The 24,917-nt window shown below is 62.1% G+C and carries 19 protein-coding genes, 1 tRNA gene and 1 pseudogene; 11 read left to right on the forward strand and 10 right to left on the reverse strand.

Annotation, left to right across the window (positions count from 1 at the left end; genetic code table 11):
- Window positions 1-4 precede the first annotated feature (4 nt).
- On the reverse strand, window positions 5-988 hold the full coding sequence (locus AC1ECK_RS28930; protein WP_480325332.1) for a glycosyltransferase family 9 protein: 984 nt from the start codon (window positions 986-988) through the stop codon (window positions 5-7).
- A 362-nt stretch (window positions 989-1,350) separates the two neighbouring features.
- Between AC1ECK_RS28930 and AC1ECK_RS28935 the strand changes: the two genes are divergently transcribed.
- Complete coding sequence (locus AC1ECK_RS28935; RefSeq protein ID WP_480325334.1) at window positions 1,351-2,223, forward strand: hypothetical protein; 873 nt, start codon at window positions 1,351-1,353, stop codon at window positions 2,221-2,223.
- Between the two features lie 10 nt (window positions 2,224-2,233).
- Here the strand turns inward: AC1ECK_RS28935 and AC1ECK_RS28940 are convergent, their stop codons facing one another.
- The gene (locus tag AC1ECK_RS28940) at window positions 2,234-2,365 is read right to left on the reverse strand and encodes a hypothetical protein (protein WP_480325336.1); all 132 of its coding nucleotides are present in this window, start codon (window positions 2,363-2,365) and stop codon (window positions 2,234-2,236) included.
- Window positions 2,366-2,473: 108 nt separating this feature from the next.
- Here AC1ECK_RS28940 and AC1ECK_RS28945 point away from each other — a divergent pair, with 108 nt between their 5' ends.
- On the forward strand, window positions 2,474-3,067 hold the full coding sequence (locus AC1ECK_RS28945; protein WP_480325338.1) for a hypothetical protein: 594 nt from the start codon (window positions 2,474-2,476) through the stop codon (window positions 3,065-3,067).
- A gap of 45 nt (window positions 3,068-3,112) precedes the next feature.
- Here the strand turns inward: AC1ECK_RS28945 and AC1ECK_RS28950 are convergent, their stop codons facing one another.
- Window positions 3,113-3,541, reverse strand: a complete 429-nt coding sequence (locus tag AC1ECK_RS28950) for a GNAT family N-acetyltransferase (protein ID WP_480325340.1) — start codon at window positions 3,539-3,541, stop codon at window positions 3,113-3,115.
- 208 nt (window positions 3,542-3,749) lie between these two features.
- Here AC1ECK_RS28950 and AC1ECK_RS28955 point away from each other — a divergent pair, with 208 nt between their 5' ends.
- Both AC1ECK_RS28955 and AC1ECK_RS28960 read left to right on the forward strand, forming a co-directional pair.
- Complete coding sequence (locus AC1ECK_RS28955; protein ID WP_480325415.1) at window positions 3,750-4,166, forward strand: MarR family winged helix-turn-helix transcriptional regulator; 417 nt, start codon at window positions 3,750-3,752, stop codon at window positions 4,164-4,166.
- A gap of 77 nt (window positions 4,167-4,243) precedes the next feature.
- Complete coding sequence (locus AC1ECK_RS28960; protein WP_480325342.1) at window positions 4,244-4,528, forward strand: hypothetical protein; 285 nt, start codon at window positions 4,244-4,246, stop codon at window positions 4,526-4,528.
- A 103-nt stretch (window positions 4,529-4,631) separates the two neighbouring features.
- Here the strand turns inward: AC1ECK_RS28960 and AC1ECK_RS28965 are convergent, their stop codons facing one another.
- Window positions 4,632-6,179 (reverse strand): MFS transporter, encoded by a 1,548-nt coding sequence (locus AC1ECK_RS28965; RefSeq protein ID WP_480325344.1) that lies wholly within the window; start codon window positions 6,177-6,179, stop codon window positions 4,632-4,634.
- A gap of 163 nt (window positions 6,180-6,342) precedes the next feature.
- Here AC1ECK_RS28965 and AC1ECK_RS28970 point away from each other — a divergent pair, with 163 nt between their 5' ends.
- Window positions 6,343-7,248: a LysR family transcriptional regulator gene (locus AC1ECK_RS28970; protein WP_480325346.1), complete on the forward strand. Its 906-nt coding sequence runs from the start codon at window positions 6,343-6,345 to the stop codon at window positions 7,246-7,248.
- Between the two features lie 161 nt (window positions 7,249-7,409).
- Here the strand turns inward: AC1ECK_RS28970 and AC1ECK_RS28975 are convergent.
- From AC1ECK_RS28975 to AC1ECK_RS28995, 5 genes and pseudogenes are all read right to left on the reverse strand, one after another.
- A pseudogene (locus tag AC1ECK_RS28975) lies at window positions 7,410-9,093 on the reverse strand (dihydroxyacetone kinase family protein).
- A gap of 341 nt (window positions 9,094-9,434) precedes the next feature.
- Window positions 9,435-9,511, reverse strand: a tRNA-Val gene (locus AC1ECK_RS28980).
- Between the two features lie 87 nt (window positions 9,512-9,598).
- A complete protein-coding gene (locus AC1ECK_RS28985; protein WP_480325348.1) occupies window positions 9,599-12,856 on the reverse strand; it encodes an efflux RND transporter permease subunit in 3,258 nt (1,085 codons plus the stop codon).
- Window positions 12,857-12,868: 12 nt separating this feature from the next.
- Window positions 12,869-14,080 carry an efflux RND transporter periplasmic adaptor subunit gene (locus AC1ECK_RS28990; RefSeq protein WP_480325350.1) on the reverse strand — a complete coding sequence of 404 codons (1,212 nt, stop codon included), beginning with the start codon at window positions 14,078-14,080 and terminating at the stop codon, window positions 12,869-12,871.
- A 146-nt stretch (window positions 14,081-14,226) separates the two neighbouring features.
- On the reverse strand, window positions 14,227-15,708 hold the full coding sequence (locus tag AC1ECK_RS28995) for an efflux transporter outer membrane subunit (RefSeq protein ID WP_480325352.1): 1,482 nt from the start codon (window positions 15,706-15,708) through the stop codon (window positions 14,227-14,229).
- Between the two features lie 455 nt (window positions 15,709-16,163).
- Here AC1ECK_RS28995 and AC1ECK_RS29000 point away from each other — a divergent pair, with 455 nt between their 5' ends.
- The 3 genes from AC1ECK_RS29000 (at window position 16,164) to AC1ECK_RS29010 (ending at window position 18,822) form a co-directional block, all read left to right on the forward strand.
- Complete coding sequence (locus AC1ECK_RS29000; protein WP_480325354.1) at window positions 16,164-16,772, forward strand: TetR family transcriptional regulator; 609 nt, start codon at window positions 16,164-16,166, stop codon at window positions 16,770-16,772.
- Between the two features lie 63 nt (window positions 16,773-16,835).
- On the forward strand, window positions 16,836-17,570 hold the full coding sequence (locus AC1ECK_RS29005) for a response regulator (RefSeq protein ID WP_480325356.1): 735 nt from the start codon (window positions 16,836-16,838) through the stop codon (window positions 17,568-17,570).
- Window positions 17,554-18,822, forward strand: coding sequence for an ATP-binding protein (locus tag AC1ECK_RS29010; protein WP_480325358.1), 1,269 nt, complete (start codon window positions 17,554-17,556; stop codon window positions 18,820-18,822). Before AC1ECK_RS29005 ends, AC1ECK_RS29010 begins: the two co-directional genes overlap by 17 nt.
- Window positions 18,823-18,859: 37 nt before the next feature.
- On the opposite strand, the gene AC1ECK_RS29015 is transcribed toward AC1ECK_RS29010, so the two are convergent.
- The gene (locus tag AC1ECK_RS29015) at window positions 18,860-19,477 is read right to left on the reverse strand and encodes a TetR/AcrR family transcriptional regulator (RefSeq protein ID WP_480325360.1); all 618 of its coding nucleotides are present in this window, start codon (window positions 19,475-19,477) and stop codon (window positions 18,860-18,862) included.
- A gap of 83 nt (window positions 19,478-19,560) precedes the next feature.
- On the opposite strand from AC1ECK_RS29015, the gene AC1ECK_RS29020 reads away from it, so the two are divergent.
- The 3 genes from AC1ECK_RS29020 to AC1ECK_RS29030 all read left to right on the forward strand — a co-directional run bounded on the left by AC1ECK_RS29020 (window position 19,561) and on the right by AC1ECK_RS29030 (window position 24,810).
- Complete coding sequence (locus tag AC1ECK_RS29020; protein WP_480325362.1) at window positions 19,561-20,688, forward strand: MBL fold metallo-hydrolase; 1,128 nt, start codon at window positions 19,561-19,563, stop codon at window positions 20,686-20,688.
- Window positions 20,689-21,376: 688 nt separating this feature from the next.
- A complete protein-coding gene (locus AC1ECK_RS29025) occupies window positions 21,377-22,468 on the forward strand; it encodes a hybrid sensor histidine kinase/response regulator (RefSeq protein ID WP_480325363.1) in 1,092 nt (363 codons plus the stop codon).
- A 419-nt stretch (window positions 22,469-22,887) separates the two neighbouring features.
- Window positions 22,888-24,810, forward strand: coding sequence for an SMP-30/gluconolactonase/LRE family protein (locus AC1ECK_RS29030; protein ID WP_480325365.1), 1,923 nt, complete (start codon window positions 22,888-22,890; stop codon window positions 24,808-24,810).
- The last annotated feature ends 107 nt before the right edge of the window (window positions 24,811-24,917 follow it).

The following is a 24,917-nucleotide window of genomic DNA, read 5'->3' on the forward strand; positions in this document are numbered from 1 at the left end:
ACCTCTATGTTGATTCCATCGGCGCGGACTGCCCGGCGACTCGCGAACGAAGGGCACAAAACGTCTTCAGGACGCGTGCCACGCTAATGCTCTCGCGCCACCAGCGCTCTTTTAAACCAGCCGTCGGCACCCACCACGACGGCAATACGATGTCCCCAGCCGTAAAGCCCGGACGCCAGCGCTGCGCCACCCCGCGCCGCCGGAACACGGTTAGAGTCGGAATCCCGAGCGCCGACGCCAGATGTCCGACACCCGAATCGTTACCGATAAACCAGCCGGACTCGTAAAGCCATGCGGCGAGCTGAGCCGACGAAGCGAACGAGCGCAGCGGCGGCAAGTCGTCCGCGAGATGCTCCCACCGTGAACGCTCACTCGCCTCGACGACGAATTCGACCTGCATGCCGGCAGTCTGCAGACGGCGGGACAGTTCAAGAAAGCGCCCGGGCAACCAGCGTTTGTCCGGCGAGCTGGCCTCGGGATGGACCGCCACGCGCGAAGCGTGCTTGCGAAAGCTCAGGCCTGCGGGCACATGCATGCCGTTCGATGTCTCGACATCGTGAAGGTTGAAGCGTGAAGCGGTGAAATCGGCGAACCGTTTCGCCATGCAATAGGGACTCTGTGCATACTCCGCTTCGTGCAGATCGATAAAACCGGGATGCCAGTCGCGTAGTTGCGCGAGCGGTCGGTCACGGTGCATCTGGATCACGTACGGGTAGCGTGCGAGCACCTCACGAGCCTCGCCTGAGGTCAGCGCGGGGGCGATGCTGAAATGGGGGAACCAGGCTGCAAGCGCGTAGGCGTGATCGCCGAATATATCGACCTGCCAGCCCGCGCGTACGAGGTTGTGCGCGACGATCAGCAGATTCAGGGTGTCGCCCAACGCAGGCGACATCACGAAGGCTGCGCTCCTGGTAGCCGATCGAATGTCAGACGCGCCGCCCCCGATCGAATCGGTGCGATTCGCCTGATGCGCCTGGTCATAGCCCATACATTCAATCCAGCTGAAGTCAATTGGACCGGATGTTGCCACACAATCGTTAAATCACGGATTTCCAAGTCTTGCTTCATATTTCCGGTCAATACGGTCGAAAAGACGCCGCCCCCTTTGACGGCCAGGGAGCCTGGGCGATTTGATTTCGAAGCATTTCTTCGGGGGGTCCGGGAGACGTTGTCGAGCGGTACGAGAGGCTGGCTGCCGAGCGAGCACCCGGGCCGGTTCGGTGGACGCGCTCCCTGCCCGGTCAGGCGTTTTTTCCGGCCAGCGCCCGAAATTTTCAGTAAGAGTCTGGTCCGCGCATCCGGCCCCGTCGTCATGCACTATGCCGAGGAATTCGACCGCCCTTCCCAATCATGCAAGTCGTCGTGTGCCTGACCTCGTTCAATCGTACCGATTGCGCGCGCATCTCCATGGAGATCATCAAGCTGAACTGGGCCCACAAATGGCCGGTTGTGCATGCCTGTTCCGATACCGGCTACACGCGTTATATCGAAGACGTGCTGGTAAGGCGCGAACCTCGCCCGCTGACCGTCGGCGCAGCCGATCTGCTGCTCGCCTCGATCCGTGCCGCAGTCACCCGCTTCAAAGCGGACTATGTGATTCATCTCGAAGCGGACACCTGGATATTCAACCAGAACGTCATCAGGCAATACCTGGATCGCCTTGCCGCGAATCCCGACACGATGATCGCCGCCTCGTCCTGGAGCACCGATTGCGTACCGGCGTGGAAACGCTCGCCGCTACGCGGACGGCGTTTGCGCGCCCGGCTTGCCGGCGTGCTCAGGCCGCTCGGTTTGCGCTACGGAATCCGCGAGAGGAAATCGCTTTCCACGCAATTCTTCATCGCCAAAGCGACGCCGGACTTTCTGGAGATGCTGTCCGGGATCCGCGTGAAGGACGACGACTTTCTGGAGAAAGTGCTGTACGCCGCGGTAGTCGAACGTTTCGGACGCCGAGCCATTGTCAGCATGCCGGAACGTGAGCCGGTTCACCCGCGCTTTCGCCATGCCTGCGAGCCGCTCAGCCTGTTCTGCCAGCATTGGCCGAGCGCCGAGGACGCGCCGTCAGCCGAGACCACCCCCGACCTGAATCCGGCCGACCGGCTGCGGGGAAAGAAAGAATGTCTGGCGAGCGCCGCGCTCACACGCCACGGTCCCTACATGCAACAACTGCTGACAAGTAGCAACCTGGACTACTACAACGGCAACGCCAAGCGCTCGGGATAAAGCGAAAAGCTCAATGAGCCGGAATGAAAACGAACGGCAGGATCAAGGCAGCCGGCGTCGACAGATGCAGCAGCACGTGCGAGGTGGTCGACACCATACGCTGAAAACCGGAGTACTCGATAAGGCATAAGGATTTGCGCACACCAGCCGATATCCATTATGCGAAGGGCACGCAAGGTTCGCGAATATTACAAATTCATTCCAGTGAATATGCGCAACCGAATTGCTCCAATCACCTATCGAGGACTCAATGAACAAGATGTCGATGTTTTGCCTTGGCGCGGCGCTCGTCGCTGCGCTAAGCGGTTGTGCAGGGACAAACTTTGTGCGTCCGGACGACGCGGTATTGCAAGACAATAAAACGACGCTCTCCGAGGCACGTGCGAAATTCGGCTCCCCGTTCCGGGAAAGCAAGGTCACCAGGAATGACGAGGACGTCACCATGCTGTCCTACGCCTATGCGTCAACGGGCGGCACCCCTCTGGAGTCTGGTGTGATCCCGGCTCGCTCATTGGAACTGTCGTTCTGGAAAGACATCCTGGTATCGAACATCTACAACTCCTCGTTCAAGGAAGACGCCAGCACCTTTGATGCGGCCAAGCGCTCGGCAATCGTCAAAGGCAAGACCACCCGTGATGAGGTCGTCCAGTTGCTTGGAAGACCGGCAGGCTATGCCGTCTACCCGATCATCAAGGATAAGACCGGTCAGGCGCTGGTGTATTCGTACCATACGACGAGTGGATCTGCGTTCAATCTGAAGTTCTCCAAGCGCGATCTGATCGTCACGGTCGATCCGAACGGCATCGTCACCGACGTGAACTACGAGTCATCCGGCATGCAGTAATCCAGCGAGAATCCGCCGCGGGCACTACGCGCCGGAGCGCCGGTTTCATACCAGCGCTTTCGTCATGAACACGCGGCTCGTGCCGGGCGGATCGCAGGGTACCTCGCCGAAGGACTGCCAGCCTTGTTTCCTGTAGAAGTCAGGCGCCTGAAAACTGATCGTATAAAGGACGGCGGCGCGACACCCGCGCTGGCGGGCTTCGGCCTCGGCGGCGTGCAAAATCTCGCGGCCGATTCCCGAGCCCCGCAATCGAGGCGGCAGATAGAACAAGTCGACAAACATCAGCCCCAACGACGTGCGGCCAGTCAGGCCGCCGATCACCCGGTGCGTATCCGGGTCTTTGACCAGCACCGCAAGGGGACGATTATCGTCACAGCCGGTTTGCTGCAAATTGAACTCGGTAAGGCCGTCGCCGATGAGCCCGATCTCGTCCGGGCTCGGTGCATCAGTCACGATGATCGAAGGTGTCGTCATTTGGTATCGGTTTGGTTTATGTCTGGCGTGCAACGAGCCGGTCCCACGACAACCGGATCACCCGCGCGCGGTCAATCTTAACGCCGTTGCGCTTTGAACGTGCGCGTTCTTCACCCGATGAGCATCGCTGCCGCATTACCTCAATGCCTGGAGACGATGCGCGCATAAATTAGTTGCCATGCTAATCATCATGCGCTTTAATAGCGTCATGTTCGATCACTGCCTTTACTTCAACTCGGTCGCACTCGCCCGCCAGGTCGAGCGTGAATGGACGGCTGTCTATGCCCGCTTTGGTTTGACGCCGGCGCAAGGCTTCGTGCTGCGCGTCGTGCTGGCCTCGCCCGGGTGTCTGAGCAGTCAGGTCGCTGACGTACTGGGTATTGCCCGCCCCACCGCCACCCGACTCATCGACAATCTTTGCGAAAAGAATCTGGTCGAGCGCAGCCAGGGCGAGGAGGACGGCAGGGAATGGGGTGTCTATCCCACCCGCAAGGGTAAGGCGCTTGACCGGCCCATCAACGAGGCCAGCGCCGATATCGCCAAGGCGATGCGCAGAAAGGTCGGGCCCGAGCTATTCGAATCCACTGTCTCCAACATGCACAACGTAAGAAAGGCGCTTGATTAAGCCACCTTTCGTCGGTTCGGTATCGCTGTTATCGCTCGCCGCAGATGGTTGTCTTGCTAATCAAATTGGAAATGCACATGAAAGAGCTTTCGGCACCTGATATGAATGCCTGCGAGGCTGCGCAGTTGCGCACCCTCAAGGCAGAGGAAAGACGGCACTGGATCGTCGGCATGCTGGCCACATTGGTGCTGCTTGCCTTGTTTGCGACCGCGCTCCACTTAGCGGCGCCGAGCGCACGCACGAACACCACGCTTTGTCTTCAGCAGTTCGCAAACGACGCACACGTCAGTCTCGAAGCCTTCTTTCAGAACCTGGCACAACAGGATGCCTTCGTCGAGGCCATGACCGTCTGCTCACGCTAGGCAAAGAAGCAAAAACGCGGTGCGCCGGGCCAGTCGACTTGCGACGGATCGAGCGCACCGCGATGCGGCTCCAGGTCAGCAAACCTGATCGATTGGCAACAACCTAGCCGACATAGTTCGCCGCAGCGCGTGACCGGGCGCCCGGACCGAAAGTCAACGCACTAAGCATAGCCAGCACCCACGCGCCCAACGCTCCATACAGCATCACCAGCCCGAACCCATGCACCAGCGCAGCGTGAGCGATCGCGCCGTACGGATCAGACGCCGCGAACGCCGGGCTGCTGTGGTTCAGCAAACTCGTATCGCCGGCCGCCACCTGTTCGGCGAACAGGCGCAAGTGTCCGCTGTCCGCGAGTTCCGGAGACGAACGCTTCAGGTAAGACAGCACGCCCTCGAGCAGGATGAATCCCATCACGGCGATGTTGATGGCCAGACTGATCAGCCTCGCACTCATATCGATGCCCGAGGCCATGCCCGCCCGGTCCGGCGAGACCGCCCCGGTGGCCGTGTTCGTCACCGGGGTGTTCGTCAAGCCGAGCCCGATCCCGCACAACAGGCAACCCGGCAACATCGTGAGCCAGTCGGCATGCTGCGCGCTACTGCCGACCTTCATCAGAATAAAGCCCAGGCCGATCGTGAACATGCCAAGCGGAATCACCCGGCGTGCCTCGAAGCGCAGCACGAGCCGTTCGGCCAGCGGTGGAACCGCGAGCGTAGGCAACGTATACGCAAGCAGCGACAGACCCGCGCTGACGCTCGCATAGCCAAGTGCGCCATGAAAATAGATCGGCAGATAAATCATGAACGGCCAGAAGCTGAAGTTCATGCCCATCGAGCCGCACAGCGCGCCCGAGAAGCTGCGGATGCGCAACACCGAAAAGTCGAACATCGGCCGGGGACTGCGTTTCTCGACAATAAGAAATGCGATGAAGCTCAAAGCCGCCACCGCAATGATCGTGATGGCAGGCGCACTGCCAAAGCCGAGATCCGGTCCTTGCGTGATGTAATAGACAAGGCCAAAGCAAGCCGCCGAAAGCGTCACCACGCCGGGCACATCCAGATGTTGAGCGTGCGGATCGCGCGACTCCTGCACACCGGCAAGCACCAGACCCAGCGCGACGATCGAAACGAACAGGTGGATCAGGAAGACCCATTGCCAGTTCGACACGGCGACGATCAAACCACCGATGATCGGACCGAAACCAAGGCCGATGCCGAAGATAATCCCCCACGCGGCAAACGCGCGACTGCGTTCACGCCCCTCCTGGAACTGGTGCGACAGCACCGCCACCTGGCAGATCAGCATCGCGCCGCCGCCGATACCCTGCAGAAAGCGGCTCACGATCAGAACCGATACGCTTTGCGCGAGCCCGCACAACAGCGAGGTGATCGCGAACAGCACGATGGTTGCGAGGTACATGCGGCGCCGCCCGAAGCGATCGGCCAGGGCGCCGGTCGCCATCAGGACGGTGGTACACGCAATCGTGTAGGCATTCATGATCCATTGCATCGACTTGAAATCGCCGTGCAGCACGGTTTGCAGGGTCGGCAGAATGGTCGGCACACTCGATATTTCAAGGCCGAACATCAGTGAGGTCAGGCACACCGCCGCGAGGGCGAGCGCGTTTTTCGGAGGACGGGAAAGCGTCATGGATATCGCCTGAAGTGGATGGAGTCCGATCGCACGTTGACGGCGGGCTTGACGGAAAGCGCCCGGTCACTCGATTCGCGCGAATTCACGGATTAATATATCGGGAATAAACTTCCCGATTGGCGAGGTTTTTTCCCGTGAATTATTCCTTCATGGACCCAATATGACCGACAGACTCGATGGCGTCACGACCTTCGTCCAGGTCGTCGAAGCCGGCAGTTTCACGCTTGCGGCCGAGCGCCTGCATCTCACTCGCTCGGCGGTGGGGAAAGTGATCACGCGGCTCGAAGCACGTCTCGGCGCGCGCCTCCTGCATCGCACCACGCGCAGCCAGACGCTGACCGAGGCCGGTCAGGCGTATTACGACCGCTGTGTGCGGGCTTTGGCGGAACTCGAAGCGGCGCAAGCCGATCTCGAGAGCGAACGCACCGAGCCGCGCGGCCGGCTGCGCGTCAGCGTGCCGATTGCCTTTGGACACCTTTGCGTCGCGCCGGTCCTGTTCGAACTCGCCCGTCAGCACAAGCAACTGCAAATCGACATTTCATTTACCGATCGGGCCGTGGATCTCATCGAGGAAGGTTTCGACCTCGCGGTACGCATCGGCGCTCTGCACGACAGCACGAGTCTCGCCGCGCGCCACCTCGGCGTGCAGCATATGAGCATTGGCGCCGCGCCGTCGTATCTGGCGAAATATGGCGCGCCGGTGGACCTCGACGACCTCCACGAGCATGCAGGCATCGCCTATTCGCGCGGCGGCGTACAGGTTCCCTGGCACGTGCTCAATAGCGAGGGCCGCGCACAGGAACTGCGTATCACGCCGCAACTGAGCCTCGACGATATTCAGGCCATCGCAGGCGCTGGGATTGCCGGTTTTGGACTGGTGCAGTTGCCTTGCTGGCTGCTGGCGCGCCATGTCCGAACCGGTGAACTGGCTTATGTCAGGGAACGCTGCGGCGTGCGGGCTCAGGACATCCACGCCGTCTGGCCGCAGACCCGCTATCTGCCGCTCAAGACCCGTTGCGCAATCGACGCCCTGGTGGCTGAAATCCCCGGGATGATTCTCGCTTGATGCGTGTTCGATTCGCGCATGATTCGCGTCCGAGCAGCGCGTTGAGCCGTTTTGAGCCGCTTTGATCCATGCCGCCTGAATGCGGCTAGCGCCTCGCGCGGAGCGATCCGGGCGCTAGCCTGTCCAGCTTGAACAACTCCGCGGCTCAGCGGCTGAACGGCTCAGCCAAGCAAAGCGGCGCGAATCGCAGCGAGCCAAAGTCCCACCGCATGCGCGCCGGGATCCGCGAAGCCGAGCGCGCGACCACCCACGTAGCTGGAGCGGCCCAGGCGCGGTTTCATCGCCGCGGTCTGGGCCGCGCCGGAGGTCGCGGCCTCCACCGCGGCCTGCAACGCGCTATCCAAGCTGGATGCTTGCGCGAGCGCGGCTTGCAAGGCGTCGGCGGCCGGCAGCAACGCATCCACCATGGTGCGATCGCCGGCATGAGCGCCGCCGAGTTCCATCAGCGCGGCGACACCCGCGCTAAACGCATCGGCCCATTGCTGCGCGCCAATGCCGCCTGCGCCGCCCGCTTGATCGAGCACGCTGCCGGCCCGCAGCAACATGACCGCATAGAGCGGCCCCGAGGTACCGCCCACCACGCGCCGCACCGTTGCGGACATGGCCCGCAATACGGCGCCCGGCGCCGCCTCGGCAGGGTAGTTGTCCAGATCGTGCAAGATGCCCCGTGCGCCGCGTGCGAGGCTGATCCATCTCGGTCAAGAGCGGTTCTGCATCGATCAGGCACGCACAGACCGCTTCGATCACACGGCGCAACGACGCTTCGCGGCTAAGCCGCGCACCCTGTATCTCGGCCGGCGCGGCCGGCGCATCCTTGATCTGAGCCGGTGTCACGCGGCCGCTCAATGCCGGCCATGCGGACGTATGAGCGGCCGCATCGAGGCGCGCGAGCCGCTGATCGTCGAGGCGCAACAGCGTGAGCGAGACGCCCGCCATCTCGAGCGCGCTCAGGAACGTGCCAGCCCATGCGCGCTCCACCGCAATGCGGCGCGCGGCAAGGTAGCGCAACGCCGAGGCGGCGACGATGTTCAATTCGCCCGGCGGCGTGCCGCCCAGGTTGTTCACCAGCAACGCCACCCGCTCATCCGCTTGCAGCGCGAGATCGTCGACGATCTTCGCCAACAGGCGCGCAACGATGGCATCCGCGGGTTCGAGCGCGCCGCGCTCGACACCAGGCTCGCCATGAATCCCCAGGCCCCACTCGATTTCGCCGTCGGCCAGTTCGAAGCCCGCCTTGCCTGCCGCCGGCACCGTGCACGGCGTAAGCGCAATACCCATGGTGCCTAGCATGGCCGCCGCCTCTCTGGCGGCCTGCGCCACTTCGTCGAGCGGACGGCCTTCGGCGGCTGCCGCGCCGGCAATCTTGTGGACCAGCACCGTGCCCGCGAGACCGCGCCGGCCCGCGTGGTCGCCGCTCGCGGCCAACGCGACGTCGTCGGCCACGATCACCATCTCCACCGCAATGCCTTCGGCGCGCGCGATCTCGGCAGCAAGACCGAAGTTGAAGCGGTCGCCGGTGTAATTCTTGACGATCAGCAACACGCCTGCGGGACCGGCCACGGCGCGGATCGCATCGAGCACGGCATCGGTCGACGGCGACGTAAACACTTCCCCGGCCACCGCCGCACTCAGCATGCCATGTCCCACATAGCCGGCGTGGGCGGGTTCGTGGCCGGCGCCACCGCCGGAAATCAGCGCGACCTCACCGCGCCGGGCCGCGGCTTCGCCGTCCGCGCGCACGACGATCGTGCCGCCCTGCAGCAACGAAAGACCGGGATTGAGTGCGGCGAGTCCGTCCAGCATCTCCGGGACGACCGCGGAAACATCGTTGATGAGCTTTTTCATGTGTGCCAGCTTCCTTAAAAGCCGCGGACTCTTCGCCAGGAGTCCCCTGCGGCTGGGGTTGCGAGACTGTGATGGAACAGTTGCAGACACATCAGCGGGACTCTGACTTTACCGCGCCTTGGCCGGGAACGCGCGCAGGCGATGCAGTGCGCGAGAAAGCGAGCAGACGAGCGGGGACTTTTGAATGAGGCGGGGAGTCAGGCGAAGGACCAGGCAGAAGCGCCTGGCGGAAGCAACGAGTCGCGGCGCCAGGTGGAGAGTAAAGCGAGACACGACAGCAGATAGAAACCGAAGCGATTGAAGCCTCAATGGAACAGCTTCTATCTGCGCCGAATGTGCGTTGGTAGGCTCGATTGGATTCGAACCAACGACCCCCACCATGTCAAGGTGGTGCTCTAACCAACTGAGCTACGAGCCTTTAGAGGCGCGAATTATAGAGACTCCCGTTGCGCAGCACAAGCCCCAGGTGCAAGCCGGGCGATATTGAGCGTCACGCCAGGCGAACTCAGTTGCTGGCTTCATTCGCGCCTTCATCGCCGTGATGCGGAATCGTGTGCGATACCTCATCGAGCTTGTCGCCGAGGATACGGCGCACGACCACGTAGAACACCGGAATCAGCAACAGCCCGAAGACGGTCGCAAACAACATCCCGCCGATCACGCCCGTGCCGATTTCGTGCCGCGAAGAAGCCCCCGCGCCACTTGAGAGCACCAGCGGAAGTACGCCAAGAATGAAGGCCATCGAGGTCATCAGGATCGGGCGCAGCCGCAACTTGCCCGCAGTCAGCACTGCATCGTTCAGGGTCATGCCCCTCGCCTGCCCTTCCACGGCGAACTCCACGATCAGGATCGCATTCTTGGCGGCGAGGCCGATCACGGTCACAAGACCGATCTTGAAGTAGATGTCGTTAGGAATGCCACTCAGATGGCAGAACGCCAGCATGCCGAGCATGCCAAGCGGAACCACGAGCAGCACGGCAACCGGGATCGACCAGCTTTCGTACAGTGCCGCAAGGCACAGGAACACCACCACGATCGACAGGATCATCAGCAGCGTCGCCGAATTGCCGGCAAGGATTTCCTGGTAGGACTGACCAGTCCAGTCCGCGGCGAAACCCGGCGGCAACTCGGTGTCGACCATCTGCTGCAACGTCTGCATGGCCTGCCCCGTCGAATAGCCCGGTGCAGGGTTGCCCACAATCTCGACGGCGGAGTAGCCGTTATAGCGCGGCAATGCAACGGGGCCGACATCCCAGTGCGTCTTCACCACGCTCGACAGCGGCACCATGTTGTACGGACTGAGCGAGGTATTGGTCGCCGAGGAATTGACCTGAGTCAGGTAGCCGCTGGTATTGGTGATATCGGCGTAGCCGCTGGCCGCACCGGTCGAGGCGCTGCTGATTCCGCTAGGCGTGTAGATGTGCTGAAACGCATCCAGTCCCATCCGGTAAGGCGCGTCGGCCTGGAGATACACGCGCTTGACACGGCCCGCATAGGTGAACTGATTCACGTAGTACGGCGCCAGATCGATCTGGATCGCATTGTAGACATCGGTCAGCGAGAGCCCCATCGCCTGGGCCTGCACGCGGTCGACGGACAACGCCAGTTGCGGCGCATCGGGCAGCGAATTGGGCCGGATGCCGTACAGCGTCGTATTTTTGGAAGCGTTGCCGAGCAGAATGCGTTCAGCCTGCGCCAGTTGCGCGCGCGACTGGCCCGCACGGGCCTGCAGGAACATGTCGACACCGCCGAACTGGCTCAGGCCGCGGATCGTGGGCAGATTGACGACGAAGACCTGCGCATCCGGGATCCCATGCAAGATCCTGTTCGCTTGCGGAATCAGTTGCATCGCGGTTTCCGAACGCTTGTCCCAGTCGGTCAACTTGATGAACGCCATGCCCACGTTTTCGCTATTCCCCACGAAGCTAAAACCTTCGATCTGAAACACATCGTCGATGTCCTTGCCGATGGGACTATGCTTGAGCTTGTCCGACACTTCGGCCATGGCGTGGTCGGTACGCTGGAGGGTGGCGCCCGTCGGCAGGTTGACGAGCGCGAGAATGAAACCCTGGTCCTCGTCCGGCACGAAGCTGGTCGGCAAACGCGTGTAGAGAAGACCCGCCAGCACGGTCAGCAGTACAAAGATAATCATCCAGCGCGGCGCGTGACGTACCGCCCCGCTGATCTGGCGATAGTAGGTCTGGTTGAGTCGAGCGATACCGCTATCGAACCAGCGGAACACAAAGTTCTTCTTCTCGTCGTGGGTCGGCTTGAGAATGGCCGCACACAGCGCCGGCGTAAACGACATCGCAAGGAAAGCCGAAAAGACCATGGACACCGCGATGGTCAGCGCAAACTGGGCATAGATGATGCCGGTCGCACCCGGTTGCAAGGCCGACGGCACGAACACCGCGGCCAGTACGACGGTGATCGCGACAATCGCGCCGGTAATCTGGCCCATCGCCTTGCGGGTGGCCGCCTTGGGTTCGAGATGCTCCTCGGTCATGATGCGCTCGACGTTCTCGATCACGACGATCGCATCGTCCACCACAATGCCGATCGCGAGCACCATGCCGAAGAGGGTGAGCTGATTGAGCGTGTAGTGCAGCAGCGACAGTCCGATAAAAGTGCCCAGCAACGCCACCGGAATAACGAGCGTCGGAATGATCGTGGCCCGCAAGTTCTGCAGGAAAATCAGCATCACCACGAAGACGAGCGCAACGGCCTCAAGCAGCGTGCGGACCACGTCGGTGATCGACGCGGTAATGAACGGCGTCGTGTCGTAAGGCACGTCCCAGGTGACACCCGCCGGAAGATCCTTGGCCAGCACGGCCATTTCGGCCTTCACCGCCTTGGCGACCGAAAGGGCGTTGGCGCCGGGCAGCAGGTAGATCCCCATGCCGCCGGCGGCCTTGTCGTGGAAGACCGAGGCCGAACCGTAGCTTTGCGCACCGAAGGTGATGCGGGCCACGTCGCTCAGCCTGACAACCGTGCCGTTGCTGTTGGTCAGCAGGATGATGTCGCGGAACTGCTTCAGCGAAGAAAACAGCGCGTCGCCGGACACCGTCGCGGTAAACGCCTGGCCCTTGACGGCCGGGTCGGCGCCGAGCGAACCGGTGGCGAACTGCGCGTTCTGTGCGCTGACCGCGTTGAGCACCTGGGTGGTCGACAGGCCATAGCCTTGCAGCTTGTCCGGATCCAGCCAGATACGCATGGCGTATTCCGAACCCAGCATGAAGGTGTTACCCACCCCGTTGATCCGTGCCACCACCGGCTGGATCTGCGAAGCGATGATGTCGCTCAGACGCGAGGCATCGATAGCGGGGTTGCTCGACTGCAGCGAGATGAACATCAGAATGTCCGGACTCGCCTTGGCGACGACCACGCCCTGCTGGGTCACCTGACTCGGCAGCAGCGGCTGGGCCAGACTGACCTTGTTCTGCACCTGCACTTCCGCCGTATCCGGATTGGTGCCGGTCGCGAAACTCAACGTGATGGTGACGGTACCGTTGGAGTTGGACGAGGAGCTGAAATACAGCAGGTTGTCGATGCCGGTGAGCTGCTGCTCGATCACCTGGGTCACGGTCGATTCCATGGTCGCCGCGCTGGCGCCAGGATAGGTTGCCGTGACGGTAACTTCAGGTGGTGCGATGTCCGGATAGGAATCGATGCCGAGATTGAGCATCGAAATCACACCGATGATGCAGATCAGGATCGGGATCACCCAGGCGAAGACCGGGCGATCGATAAAAAAGCGTGGCATGGGACGGCTTCCTTATTGTGCGTTGCCGGCAGTCTGGCCACCTGCCGCCGGGGCGGAACCACCTTGCGGCGAGGCCGCTGCGGGGGCGTGCCACGGGCTGGCCTTGACCGGAGCGCCCTCATGCGCGCCTTGCAGGCCCGAGACGATCACCTGTTCGCCGGCTGCGAGGCCGCTGGTGACGATCCAGTCGTTGCCTGAACTGTCGTTTGCGCTGACGTCCTTGCGCACCACCTTGCCGGTTCCGTCGACCACCAATGCGTAGGCGCCGACCGTGTCGCGTTGCAACGCCTGCTGCGGCACGAGGAAGACATCGTGCTGCTGGCCGAGGTTGACGCTCAGCGTCACATACATCCCCGGCAACAATTCATGCTGTGGGTTCGGCACCTTGGCACGCAGATTGACCGCGCCGGTGGTGGCATTCACGGTGACATCGGAGAAATCCAGCACGCCCGTCTGGGCGTAGCGGCTGCCATCGGGCAAGACGATCTGCACCGTCGTCCTGTCCTGCTGGGCGAGCGCGACGTTGCCGCGGCTGCTTGCCTCCCGCAAGGTCAGCAGGTCCGCTGCGCTCATGGTGAAGTTCACATAGAGCGGATCGATCTGGTTGACGGTTGTCAGCAAGGTGCCGCCGGAACCGGCGTCGCTGGTGCTGCTGCCCACCAAGGCGCCGACGGTAACCTGCTGCTGGCTGGCGATGCCGCCGATCGGCGAGGTCACCTTGGTGTAGCCGAGATTGACGCGTGCGCTCTCCACGAGAGCCTGGTCGGCCTTGACCTTGGCCGCGTCGGTGCGAACGGTTGCATCGGCGTTGTCGGCCGTCTGTTGCGATACCGATCCCACCGGCAGCAGCTTGTGATAACGCTCGGCGTTGACACGGTCGTTCTGAAGGGTGGCCTCGTCCTCGCCGAGGACGCCGAGATTGTTGTTGAGCTGAGCCTGATAGTACGCAGGGTCGATCTCGAACAGCACCTGGCCGGCCTTGACCTCGCTGCCCTCGGTGTAGACACGCCTGAGCAGGACGCCGGAAACGCGCGCCGTGACGTTGGCGCTCAGGTACGGTGCAAGGCGTCCGACCAGGTCTCTCGTCAGTGCAACGCTCTGCGGTTCGACTGCGATGACGCCCACCTGAGCCGGAGGCGGTGCGGGCGGCTGACTGTGCCTGCCGCAGCCGTACAGGGCAAACATGGCGAACAGGCCAAGACTCGGCAACGATATTGACTTCATGAACACTCCAGTTTTTCCCGATTCCCGACGCAACCGGTCAGTGCCGGCGCGGCGCGCAGCGAATTGCGTCGATCCCGGCCGCTCCACACAGCCGGCGTTGGCCCGGACACCCGGTTCGCTCAAGCGATCCCATTCACGGCGAACATTCATTGCGACAGGACTCCTGATGTTTGTTCCGATGACGGCTGGGTAGAAGGCGCACTGGCGCTCACTGCCGCACCCTTCGCATCGTCCCACTGCCAGCCGCCGCCGAGATTCCTGACCAGCGTGACGCTGCTCGCAGTCAGCGAGGCTTGCGTGTCCTTCAGGTTCTGCTCGGCCTGCAGCAGCGTGAGCTGCTGGGTCAGCAAGCTTTGTTCGCTGGCGGTGCCGGCCTGCAACTGGGCCTGTTCGCTGGCAAAAAGCTGCCGGTTGCGCTGGTAGATACCTGCGAAAGACTGCGCCTGCGTCTGCAGATGGTTATACGAAGACAGGCTGTCCTCGACGTTCTGGAACGCCGTCAGCACGGTTTCGCGATAGGTCGCGACGTCTTCGTCGTAGGTGGCCTCGGCCTCGTGAACCGCTGCCGTGCGCGCCCCACCGTCGAAGATCGTTGCGGCGAGATCCGGGCCAAGTGTCCAGAAGCGGCTTGGCAGTGAGAACAGGTGCGCCAACGTGTTGTGTTCGAAACCGCCTTCCGCCGAAAGCGTCAGCGTCGGGAAGAACGCCGCCTCGGCTACGCCGATCTTTGCGTTCGCCGCAGCGGCCGTGCGCTCTGCGTTCACGACGTCATAGCGTCGCTCCAGCAGTTGCGACGGAAACCCCAGCGGCACGGCGGGCGTGGCGAAGGTGTAATCGCGCTGCGGCGGCAATGAGAAGCTCGCCGGTGGCGTGCCGGTCAGCACGGCGATCGCATGCTCGTCCTGCTCGCGGGAGGTCTCGGTGGTTTGCAGATCGGCAATCACCACTTCCAGCGTGTCCTGCGCCGTGAGCACGTCGTCGTTCGACGCTGTGCCCTGGAGAAACCCGGCCCGCGTCATCTCGAGAATGCGGGCGTCGATGTCCTGCTGCTGCTTGAGCAGATCGATATCGATATCGGCCTGGCGCAGGGCGAAATAGTCGGAAGCGACACTGGCCGCAATCGAGAGGCGCTCGCCGGCGAGCTGCGCGTCGCTCGCCTGTGCGCTCGCTTTGGCCGACTCGATCTCACGCCGCACCTCTCCCCACAGGTCGACCTCCCAGCTCGCCGAGACGTCCGCGGTGGCCAGGTTGCTGATGGTGCCCGCGCCGGTCGTGCTGGCCGAGGGGCCCGAGCCGCTGCGCGATCCGGACAGCCCCACCCCGACCGTGGGAAAGAGGCTTGCCGTATTGGCATCCACGGTGGCCTTGGCGAGCCGGTAGGCCGCTTCCGCGGCGGCGATGGACTGATTGGCCTTGAGCGACTGGTCGATCAGATGGGACAGCGTATCGTCGTGATATTCGAGCCACCAGGTGCTTGAAATCGCGCCTTGCGGGTTCGCCTGGGCACGCTGCCAGTCGGCCCCCTCCTTGAAGGTGGCGGGAATGGCCAGCGGCGGCTTGCGGTAGTCGGGACCGACGGCGCAGGCCGCGACACACAGCGTGGCAGCCAGCGCACAGCCGGCTCGCACGGCGTGCCACGACGAGGGCGCTCGCTTGCTGCGGCGTAGCGCGCGTGACAATGAGGTCGACCGGAAGAGACGCTCTGCCCGAATAGGACTACTCATCTTGACGACAGAGAGAGCGAGTCGACCGAGTGGAGACAGGTTGCTCAAGTGAACTCCGTTTAGCCGTGTAAAACACTTCGAAGACTTCGATGGCGTCCGGAAACAGGTGAGCACAGTAACGATTGCCAAACCCGGCATCGGTGGATCGCAGCGGCAGAATGCGTGGCAAGCCTGTCCGATGAGCCGAACGCACGGGCAACCTTAAATGAAATCAGGGTTTCATAAATTTCACTTTGAAATAATCTGAAAAACTCGCTAATGCCGGCTCTCATCACGCCAGCTATGATCGGGCCATGTGCTCTACTGGGCGGTCGGCGTGTCGCCAGGCATCCAGACGCGGCAGACATCGATCGAAAGATATGAGGCGAACCAAGGCGCAGGCGCTGGACACACGCGCAACGATTCTCGATGCAGCGGAAGCCGTGTTTCTCAGTCATGGCGTCACGCAAACCACCCTGGATGAAATTGCCGATGCCGCAGGCGTGACGCGCGGAGCGATCTACGGCCATTTCAGAAATAAAGATGCCGTATTCGAGGCTATTTTTGAGCGATTCGCCTTGCCGCTCGACCCGTTTGCCGTTCCCTCGCCTGCGGACGACCCCGATCCGTTGGCCACGCTGCGCACGGAACTGGAAGTGCGCCTGCGCCGCGCGCTACTCGATACGCGGATGCGGCACTTCTACAGCATCGTGTTTGCGCGATGCGAGTCCACCGAGGAGACGGCGCTCTTTTGGCGACGCGTGCGGGCGGCCAACCGCCTTGCCGAGACGCAGATCGAGCTGGCGCTGCGCCATGCGATTTCGCGCGAGCAACTGTCCGCCGATTTCGACGCCTATCAGGCGGCCTTGTTTATTCACGCCACGCTTACAGGAGTCTTTCGCAAGGACTTGCTCAGGCGTAGACACAACGCCAGGCTGAACCTGGGTAGGATTGTCGGCATGACTTTCCAGTGTCTGACGCGGCACTGAAGCACGTCCCGGGCGACCTGCCCGCGTCCTCACGTGTCGTACAGACCTGCTAGGAGTGTATTCGTGGAGAGTGAAACGATTCAGGTTCTGCTGGTGGATGACGATGCCGGACTGCGTGATCTTCTGAGAAAATTTTTCCAGCAACGCGGCATCGAGTTCTCGGTTTTGCACAACGCCACCAATCTGGAGAGCCGCCTGGCGCTCGAACGGCCGTCGATCGTGGTGCTTGACGTGATGATGCCCGGCATCGACGGACTAACCGCGCTCAAGCATTTGCGCGAGACAGGTGACGCGATTCCCGTCATCATGCTGACCTCGCTCGCGGAAGACGTGGACCGCGTACTGGGCCTCGAGTTGGGCGCCGACGACTATCTGGGCAAACCGTTTACGCCTCTGGAATTGCTGGCGCGCATCAAAGCGGTGCTGCGCCGCCATTCGAGCCAATCGTCGCCGGCCGTCAACGGACGTCAGGGAACCTATCGGTTCGGCAAGTTCCGCCTCGACGTGGCGGCACGCGCTCTATACTGCGACGACAAACGGATCAAGCTGACGGGCACGAACTACGCCCTGCTCGAAGTGCTCGTGACGCATCCCATGGAAACCCTGTCGCGGGCAAAGCTGCTCGATCTGCTGTACGGCCCCGACGTGGAAATCACCGAGCGCGGCATGGATCTCGCGGTATGGCGCCTGCGCAGACTGCTCGAGGAAGACCCGTCGCAACCATGCGTGATCCAGACCGTGCGCGGTGTAGGGTATATGTTCGTGCCGAGTGACAGCGACGATGAAAAATCCAATTAATACGATCTTCGGTCGTGCTGCACTGATGACGACGGGCCTGCTCGTCCTCGCCTACATGGCGTCGCTATTCGTACTCGGTCGCGAAGCCAACCAGATGCATGCCGAACATGAATCCCGAGGCATCGAGGTGGTTGAGGAGGCCCGTCACGACAGTATCGAGGCGGCAAAACACATCGCGGCGGCGCTCGGCGTGAACTACCTCGAGGCACACGATGCAACCCCGGGCAACGGGCCGCCCTCCCGGCGCGAGACGCACGGCCTGTACGAGAACGCGATGCGCAAGAATTTGCCCCCGGGCACCCAGGTCGTGCTGGCAGCCGACACGGGTACGGTCTGGGTACGCTATGCCGGCGACGAGAACTGGATCCGCGTACCGGACGCCACCTTGAGCGAAGGTCGCGTGCACAGCGCGCTGGCTTTGATGCTTGCCCTTGCGATCCTCGTGGCCTTCCTCGGCGCGTGGCAGGCCCAGCGGCCGCTGCGCAGGCTGGCGAATGCGGCGCGGGAATTTCGTATCGGCGTGAGCACGCCCGTCGTCAAGGTAAGCGGCCCGCGCGAAGTGGCGGAACTGATCGTCAGCTTCAACGAAATGATTCAGCAGATCAGCGAATACGAACAGGAACGGGCCATGATGCTGGCGGGCGTCGCTCACGATCTGCGCACCCCGCTCACGCGGATGCAGGTCCGGGCGGACCTCCTGCCTGACGGCGCGGAGCGGCTCGGCTTCATCGGCGACGTCGAGTCGCTCGGCAGAATCGTCGCGCAGTTTCTGGACTTCGTGCGCGACCGTGCCGACGGCGCGCCACTCGTTTCGGTGGATGCGTTCTGCCTCAGCCAGTACGGCAGCGTGCCACATGACGAGGATACGGAGGACTCGCTGGTGAAACTCGATCTGCGAGCAGGCAGCCACTTCCGCCTGCCGCTGGTCGACCTCGACCGCATCCTCGTCAACCTGCTGGAAAACGCCATGACGTATGGCGAACCGCCCGTCGAAATCACGACTTGCACGCAGCAGGGCAAATACACGATGACGCTACGCGACCACGGCCCGGGCATTCCCGACGATCAACTGGAGCATGCCTTGCAACCGTTCGTGCGCCTCGACGCCGCTCGCGGCGGCGATGCCCACTGCGGCCTGGGACTCGCGATTGTGCGCAGACTGGCGCGCCGTAACGGCGGCACGCTTTGCGTCGCCAATGCGCCGGACGGCGGTCTGCGAGTGACGCTGGCTTTTCCGGAACGGGCGGGATAATCCGCTGGAACACGCGCTTGAGCGCCGCGCCGCCCGTCTATGACGCGTAGCGCGCCAGGAACATATCCGCAGCCGATTCCGCCACTTGCTTCTGTTGCTCTTTCGTCAGCGGCGGTTGCCCCATCGTCACCTGCGGCCAGAACGCGAATGCTTTCACGAGACCCTGCAATTGCAGCGAGGCGAAAGTGGGATCGGCTGCCTTGAGACGTCCATCGGCAGCGGCTGCGCGAATCCATACGGTCAGATCCTCTTCGCGCTCGCCCATGCGTGCCACCATGTCGCGCGCGCGTTCCGGCGAATGAATGCCGGCCGCGATCGCCACGCGCGCGAGCGCAAGAAACGCCTCGTCGTTCAGCAGCTTGAGCTTTTTCGTCAGCAACTGGAGCAACTGTGCGCGCAACGGCCGGCTGGCCGAGTAGGCGGGTGCTTCGCCCGCGTCGCTCGAGTCCCACAACTGCCACAGAATCGCGGCGAACAACGCTTCCTTGCTCGGGAAATGGTTATAGACAGTGCGCTTGGAGACACCCGCGCGGGCCGCGACGCGGTCCATGCTGGTGGCGTCGAAGCCGGCGGCGAGGAATTCCTCGATGGCTGCGCCGATCACGGCGGCGCGCTTGCGATCGGTCAGGCGAAGGGAGTGGGTGCTGGCGTCCATCCGTAAACTTTACACCAAGCAGTTTACTTTTTTCCAGGATAAACTACACTGAACAGTCTACTTTTCCCACCGGGACGTCTTCCATGGCATCGTTCAGCGCTTCCATCCGCCGTAGTTTGGGCATCACGGCCGCGCGGCGCGGCCGTGATGCGTTCAGCGCATCGGCGCAGCACGACGGCGAGCGCTTTCGCAACGTCAAGCCGCGTCCGGTTGAAGGAATCGGCAAGACCTTGCGCATCATGTGGAACATGCTGCTCAACAAGCCGGACGACACCGTGCCGGCCGGCGCCCTGCCCGTCGATGCGCTGACGCGCGAACAGCTCGACGCGGCGCCCGACCGAAGCCTGTACCGCCTCGGACACTCCACCATGCTGCTCAAGCTGCGAGGCCAGTTCTGGCTGACCGATCCGGTTTTTGCGGAACGCGCGTCGCCGTTTCGCAGCATCGGCCCAAAGCGTTTTCACGCCCCTCCCATCACGCTCGCCGACTTGCCGCCGCTGCGCGGCGTGATCCTCTCGCACGACCACTACGACCACCTGGACCGCGAGACGGTGCTCGCGCTGGCCAAGACAACCGGGGTGTTTCTGACGCCGCTGGGTGTGGGCGACCGGCTGGTCGAGTGGGGCATCGACGCCGCGAAGGTGCATCAGTTCGACTGGTGGCAAGGCATTGATATCGACGGGCTGTCGTTTACCGCGACGCCGGGGCAGCATTTTTCCGGCCGCAGCCTGTTCGACGGCAACAGTACCTTGTGGGCCTCGTGGGTCATTGTCGATGACGACCTGCGCGTGTTCTTCAGCGGCGACACCGGTTACTTCGACGGCTTCAAGAGCATCGGCGAGCGGCTCGGCCCGTTCGACGTGACGCTGCTGGAAACGGGGGCGTACGACGCGCAGTGGCCCTATGTCCACATGCAGCCCGACCAGACGGTGCAGGCCCACGTGGATTTGCGTGGCCGCTGGCTCGTACCGGTTCACAACGGCACCTTCGATCTGGCGATGCATCGCTGGCAGGAGCCGTTCGAGCGCGTGATGGGACTCGCAGCGGCGCGCGGCATTCTGCTCGCGACGCCACGCATGGGCGAGCGGCTGAATCTGGCTGCACCGCACCGCGGCCAGCGGTGGTGGCGTGAGGTGAGCGCAGCCGTGGAAGAACCGAAAACGCAGCGGCGCTGGTTCTCATGCCGCGATGCCGGACAAGGGAATTCGTAGGGTTGGATTTACGCAGCGATGAATACTGGGAAATAAATAATTTCTTATTTGAGTACCGGTTTTCGATTCGATTTTTTCAGCAGTCTATTTAGATTATTAAGGTCAATTTCGACCGCACAGTAACTGGTAAAATTTAAAGCCTGTCTATCCACCATTCGGCATGCGAATTAACCGAAGCGGCCCCGGGAAAATTATCCGCCAGCGGCGCCAAATACCGGGAAGCAGGCGCAAAACAAGCCTAACCACCAGCGCCTGAGACCAGCGAATGCACAACAACGAAAAAAGCGCCGAGCGTGCTCAACCCGATGGCAATAGGTCGATCATTTAACATTCCAAGCGACCTCAGCCACCACCGCAATAATTGACAATCCTTAACAAACATCAATCTCCCGGCGGGTAAGGATTATCTTAAAATTATCCACCAGTCGCGAAATTATCAACCGCGCAATCTCGGCATCGGTTTTTCAGCCGCCCGATTTTTGACGCGTCAGTGGACGTCTCACACCTCCTCCGTGTTGCGCCACTCGCACTTTGTGCGGTGGCGGATATTGACGCGACAAGTCGGTCCCCACGCCCGATCCGCTCCCGCCGCGCCAGGGTAACACCCCGATCGCGCGACGCACGCATGCGCTGATCGTGCCGATGTGGCCGGGCATCTCGCCTCAATACCAGATCGTCTATCGTCACCATGACTACAGTTCCGACCTCCATGACCGCCGTAGCCACCGTGCTGCTGGTCGATGATCAGCCGCTCGTCGGGGAGGTGATCAGACGCGCCCTGGAAAGCGAAAGCGGCATCCATCTGCATATCTGCACGGACTGGCGTGAGGCGCTCGCCACGGCGTGCCGCGTGAAGCCGACCGTGATTCTGCAGGACCTGATCATGCCTGGCATCGACGGACTGGAGCTGGTGCGCAGCTATCGTGAGACGCCGGCGCTCGCCAATGTGCCGGTCGTCGTACTTTCGTCACGCGAGCAGCCCACCGTCAAGAGCGATGCGTTCGTTGCCGGAGCCAACGACTATCTGGTCAAGCTGCCGGACGCAATCGAACTGATTGCCCGCATCCGCTACCATTCGGCCTCCTACATTAGTTTGCATCAGCGCAACGATGCCATGGACTTTCTCTCCCATGACATGCGCTCGCCACAAACCTCCATCCTGGCGTTGCTTGAGTTGTATCGCACGGAACACGGGACGCTGCCGCCTCTCCTCGAGCGTATCGCCACCCACGCCACCCACGCACTGGAGTTGGCGGACGGCTTTCTGCACCTGGCCCGCGCCCAGTCGGAATGGCGCCAGTTCGAAATGGTCGATCTGAACGAGATGGTGATCGATGCGGTCGACCAGCTCTGGGAGAAGGCGGTCGCTAAAGGATGTCAGATCCACATCGAGGCGCCGGACACGGCACTCACCTATTTCGCCGACCGGCTGCTGCTGAGCCGCCTCGTCACCAACCTGCTCGACAATGCCTTGAAATACGGCCCCCAGGCCGCAACCGTGCGCTGTATTCTGGCGGATACGCCGGAGGGCATTCTGATCGGCGTGGAGGACGAAGGCCCGGGCATCCCGGCCAAGGAGTCGGAGCGGGTGGCGGAACGCTTCGTCCAGTTGCCGTCGGGCGCGGTCGATAACGAGAGCGGCTTCGGGCTGGGCCTGGCGTTTGTGAATTTCACCGCGGCCAAGCATGGGGGCCACATCGTCATGAACCGCACGCCGCGAGGATTCATGATCGGTGCGCTGTTACCACCCAAAGACGACCGCAGCCCCGGCACCCGGTAAAGCTTGCCGGGCAAGGCAAGCAAGGCACTGAATATCTCCGGACAGAAATTCCGGCGGCGCGCCCTCAAGGGACCCAAGTCCCACCCCGGTTATACGAACGACGCGGGCCGCCGCGTCACCACCGTTGAATCGCAGAAACGATTTTTGGCGAATTGCATTCAATCGACGCTACGGCTATCGTGAATGCGTCTCCTCTCCATATCTGCAGACGATGTGGAATTGCCCGCCGTAAGGCGGGTATTTTTTTACTGAAAGCCTATTCGAAGGCAACGCTTTGGCGTTATGCATCGCGAAGGTTCGCTCAGACAGCGGCCTATTCGCTCACCGCCCCCACTATTTTTTTTAATTTAATTTGTCTGACCATTGTCGGAGACGACGGGTTACAGTTTTGGGCAACTGCGATCCGGAGAGCATCACTGATGGTCAAGAAACGAATCCATGCTGCATTCCTTACTGTACTGATCGTACTGAGCGCGGTCAGTGCGCCCTGTTACGCGCAATACACCACCGACTGGCTGGCGAACACGTTTGGAACCATTGCCACGCACGTGGGCAATACCGCACGCTCGATGTGGGTCGCGCCCGAAGGCGTCATCTATACGGCGTCCTTCTGGGACGAAAACGAGGGCGGAGTCGCGATCTACCAGAACGGCGCCAGCATCGGTTCCATCGGCATCCACAGCGAGTTCCAGGGGGGCGCCATCACCGGCAATGCAACCTCGATCTTCGCAGCCTTGCAGTACAGCACTTCGAATGGCAGCGGATCGGTGGGGCGATACAACCGGGCCACCCAGACGCGCGATCTCGTCATCCCGGTCAGCGTATGGAACAACGTCAGCCGGGCCGATGTCATCACCGGACTCGCAACGGCAGGCTCACTCCTTTATGCGAGCGACTTCTTCGGCAACCGCGTCCGTATCTTCACCACCGACGGCGTCTGGCAGCAGGACATCAATATCGCAAGCCCGGGCGCACTCGCCGTGGACAGCGCAGGGAATATCTGGGTAGCCCGGAAGAGCGCCGCCGCCATCGTCGAATTCAGTCCGGCCGGCGCTGCGCTGAACACCATCCAGATGCCCGCGGCCTCGCGACCGTCCGCGTTGTATTTCGATGCATCGTCCGGCCAGCTCATGGTGGGCGACGAAGGCCCCGACATGAACATCAAGCTCTACAACATCTCGGGCACGCCGACTCTGGTCGGCACCTTCGGCGTTCAGGGCGGCTATCTCGACACCACCAGCGGCATCAAAGGCCAGGTTGGCGACAAGCGCTTTACCCGGATCGTCGGCATCGGCAAAGACTCCGCCGGCAATCTTTATGTGCTCAACAATCCGTGGGGCGGAGCGTGGGACCTCGGCCGCAACGGCGGCACCGACCTTCATGCCTACAACAGTGCCGGCAACCTGCAATGGAAACTCCAGTCTCTCAACTTCGAGGCGATCGCCGCGCCCGATCCGTCCACGGACGCCGCCTACTTCTATGGCGGCACCAACATCTACACGGGTAGCGCCGGCGGCACCTTCGTGGCGAACACCGTCGATCCGTTCGACTACCCGTCCGATCCGCGCCTGAACATGGACGATACCCAGCGCGACGAACACTTCGGACAACTTGTCACCGTTGGCGACAACCGGATTCTTGTCGCGTCAGGCCAGAACCCGGGAATCTTCTACTTCTTCCACTTCAACCCGGCGAATGGCTACATCGCGATACCGGACGTTTCGATTCCGGGCCCTGCGTTCAATACCAGCCTGCAGGTCACGGGCGGGTTTTGCATCGACAGCCGAGGAGACGTGTGGGCAGGCCTCGACAGGACCAACCACATCTACCACTACCCGCTGACCGGTTTCGATGGAAACGGCAAACCGAGTTGGGGCGCAGCAATCGTCACCTCCATTCCCGAGAGCATCCGGCCGTTGACGCGCATCATCTACCTGGCCGACACCGATACCATGATCCTCGCCCAAGGTGTTGCCGGGAGCTGGGACTGGACCGCGATGAAGACGAGGATCGAGGTGTATCACGGTTGGAGCGCCGGCAATATCAACAAGCCCAATCCGGTGATCAACCTGACCAGCGCCAATCCCAAGTCGATTACGGCAGCCGGCAATTATCTTTTCGTCGGGTATGTGCACACCGTGCCGAATGTCGACGCATTCAATCTGACTACGGGCCAACTCGATACGACGCTGATCAACTCGAATCCGGGGACCGTGGATGTGGGTAACGATGTGGATTCGATGTATGGGCTCAGGGCGTATCTGAGGTCCGATGGGGAGTATGTGGTCACGAAGGATAACTACAACGAGTCCAGTATTGTGGTTTATCGGTGGATGCCGTGAGATCAAGCCGGGGCGGATGACGGCTGCCTCTCGGGCACCGCACAACAGGCGCTGAGGGCCGGCGCACGCGACAACTCAGCCGGTGACGCCCTACGGTCGCGTATATG

It is taken from the genome of Paraburkholderia sp. SSBN10T (assembly GCF_056619545.1).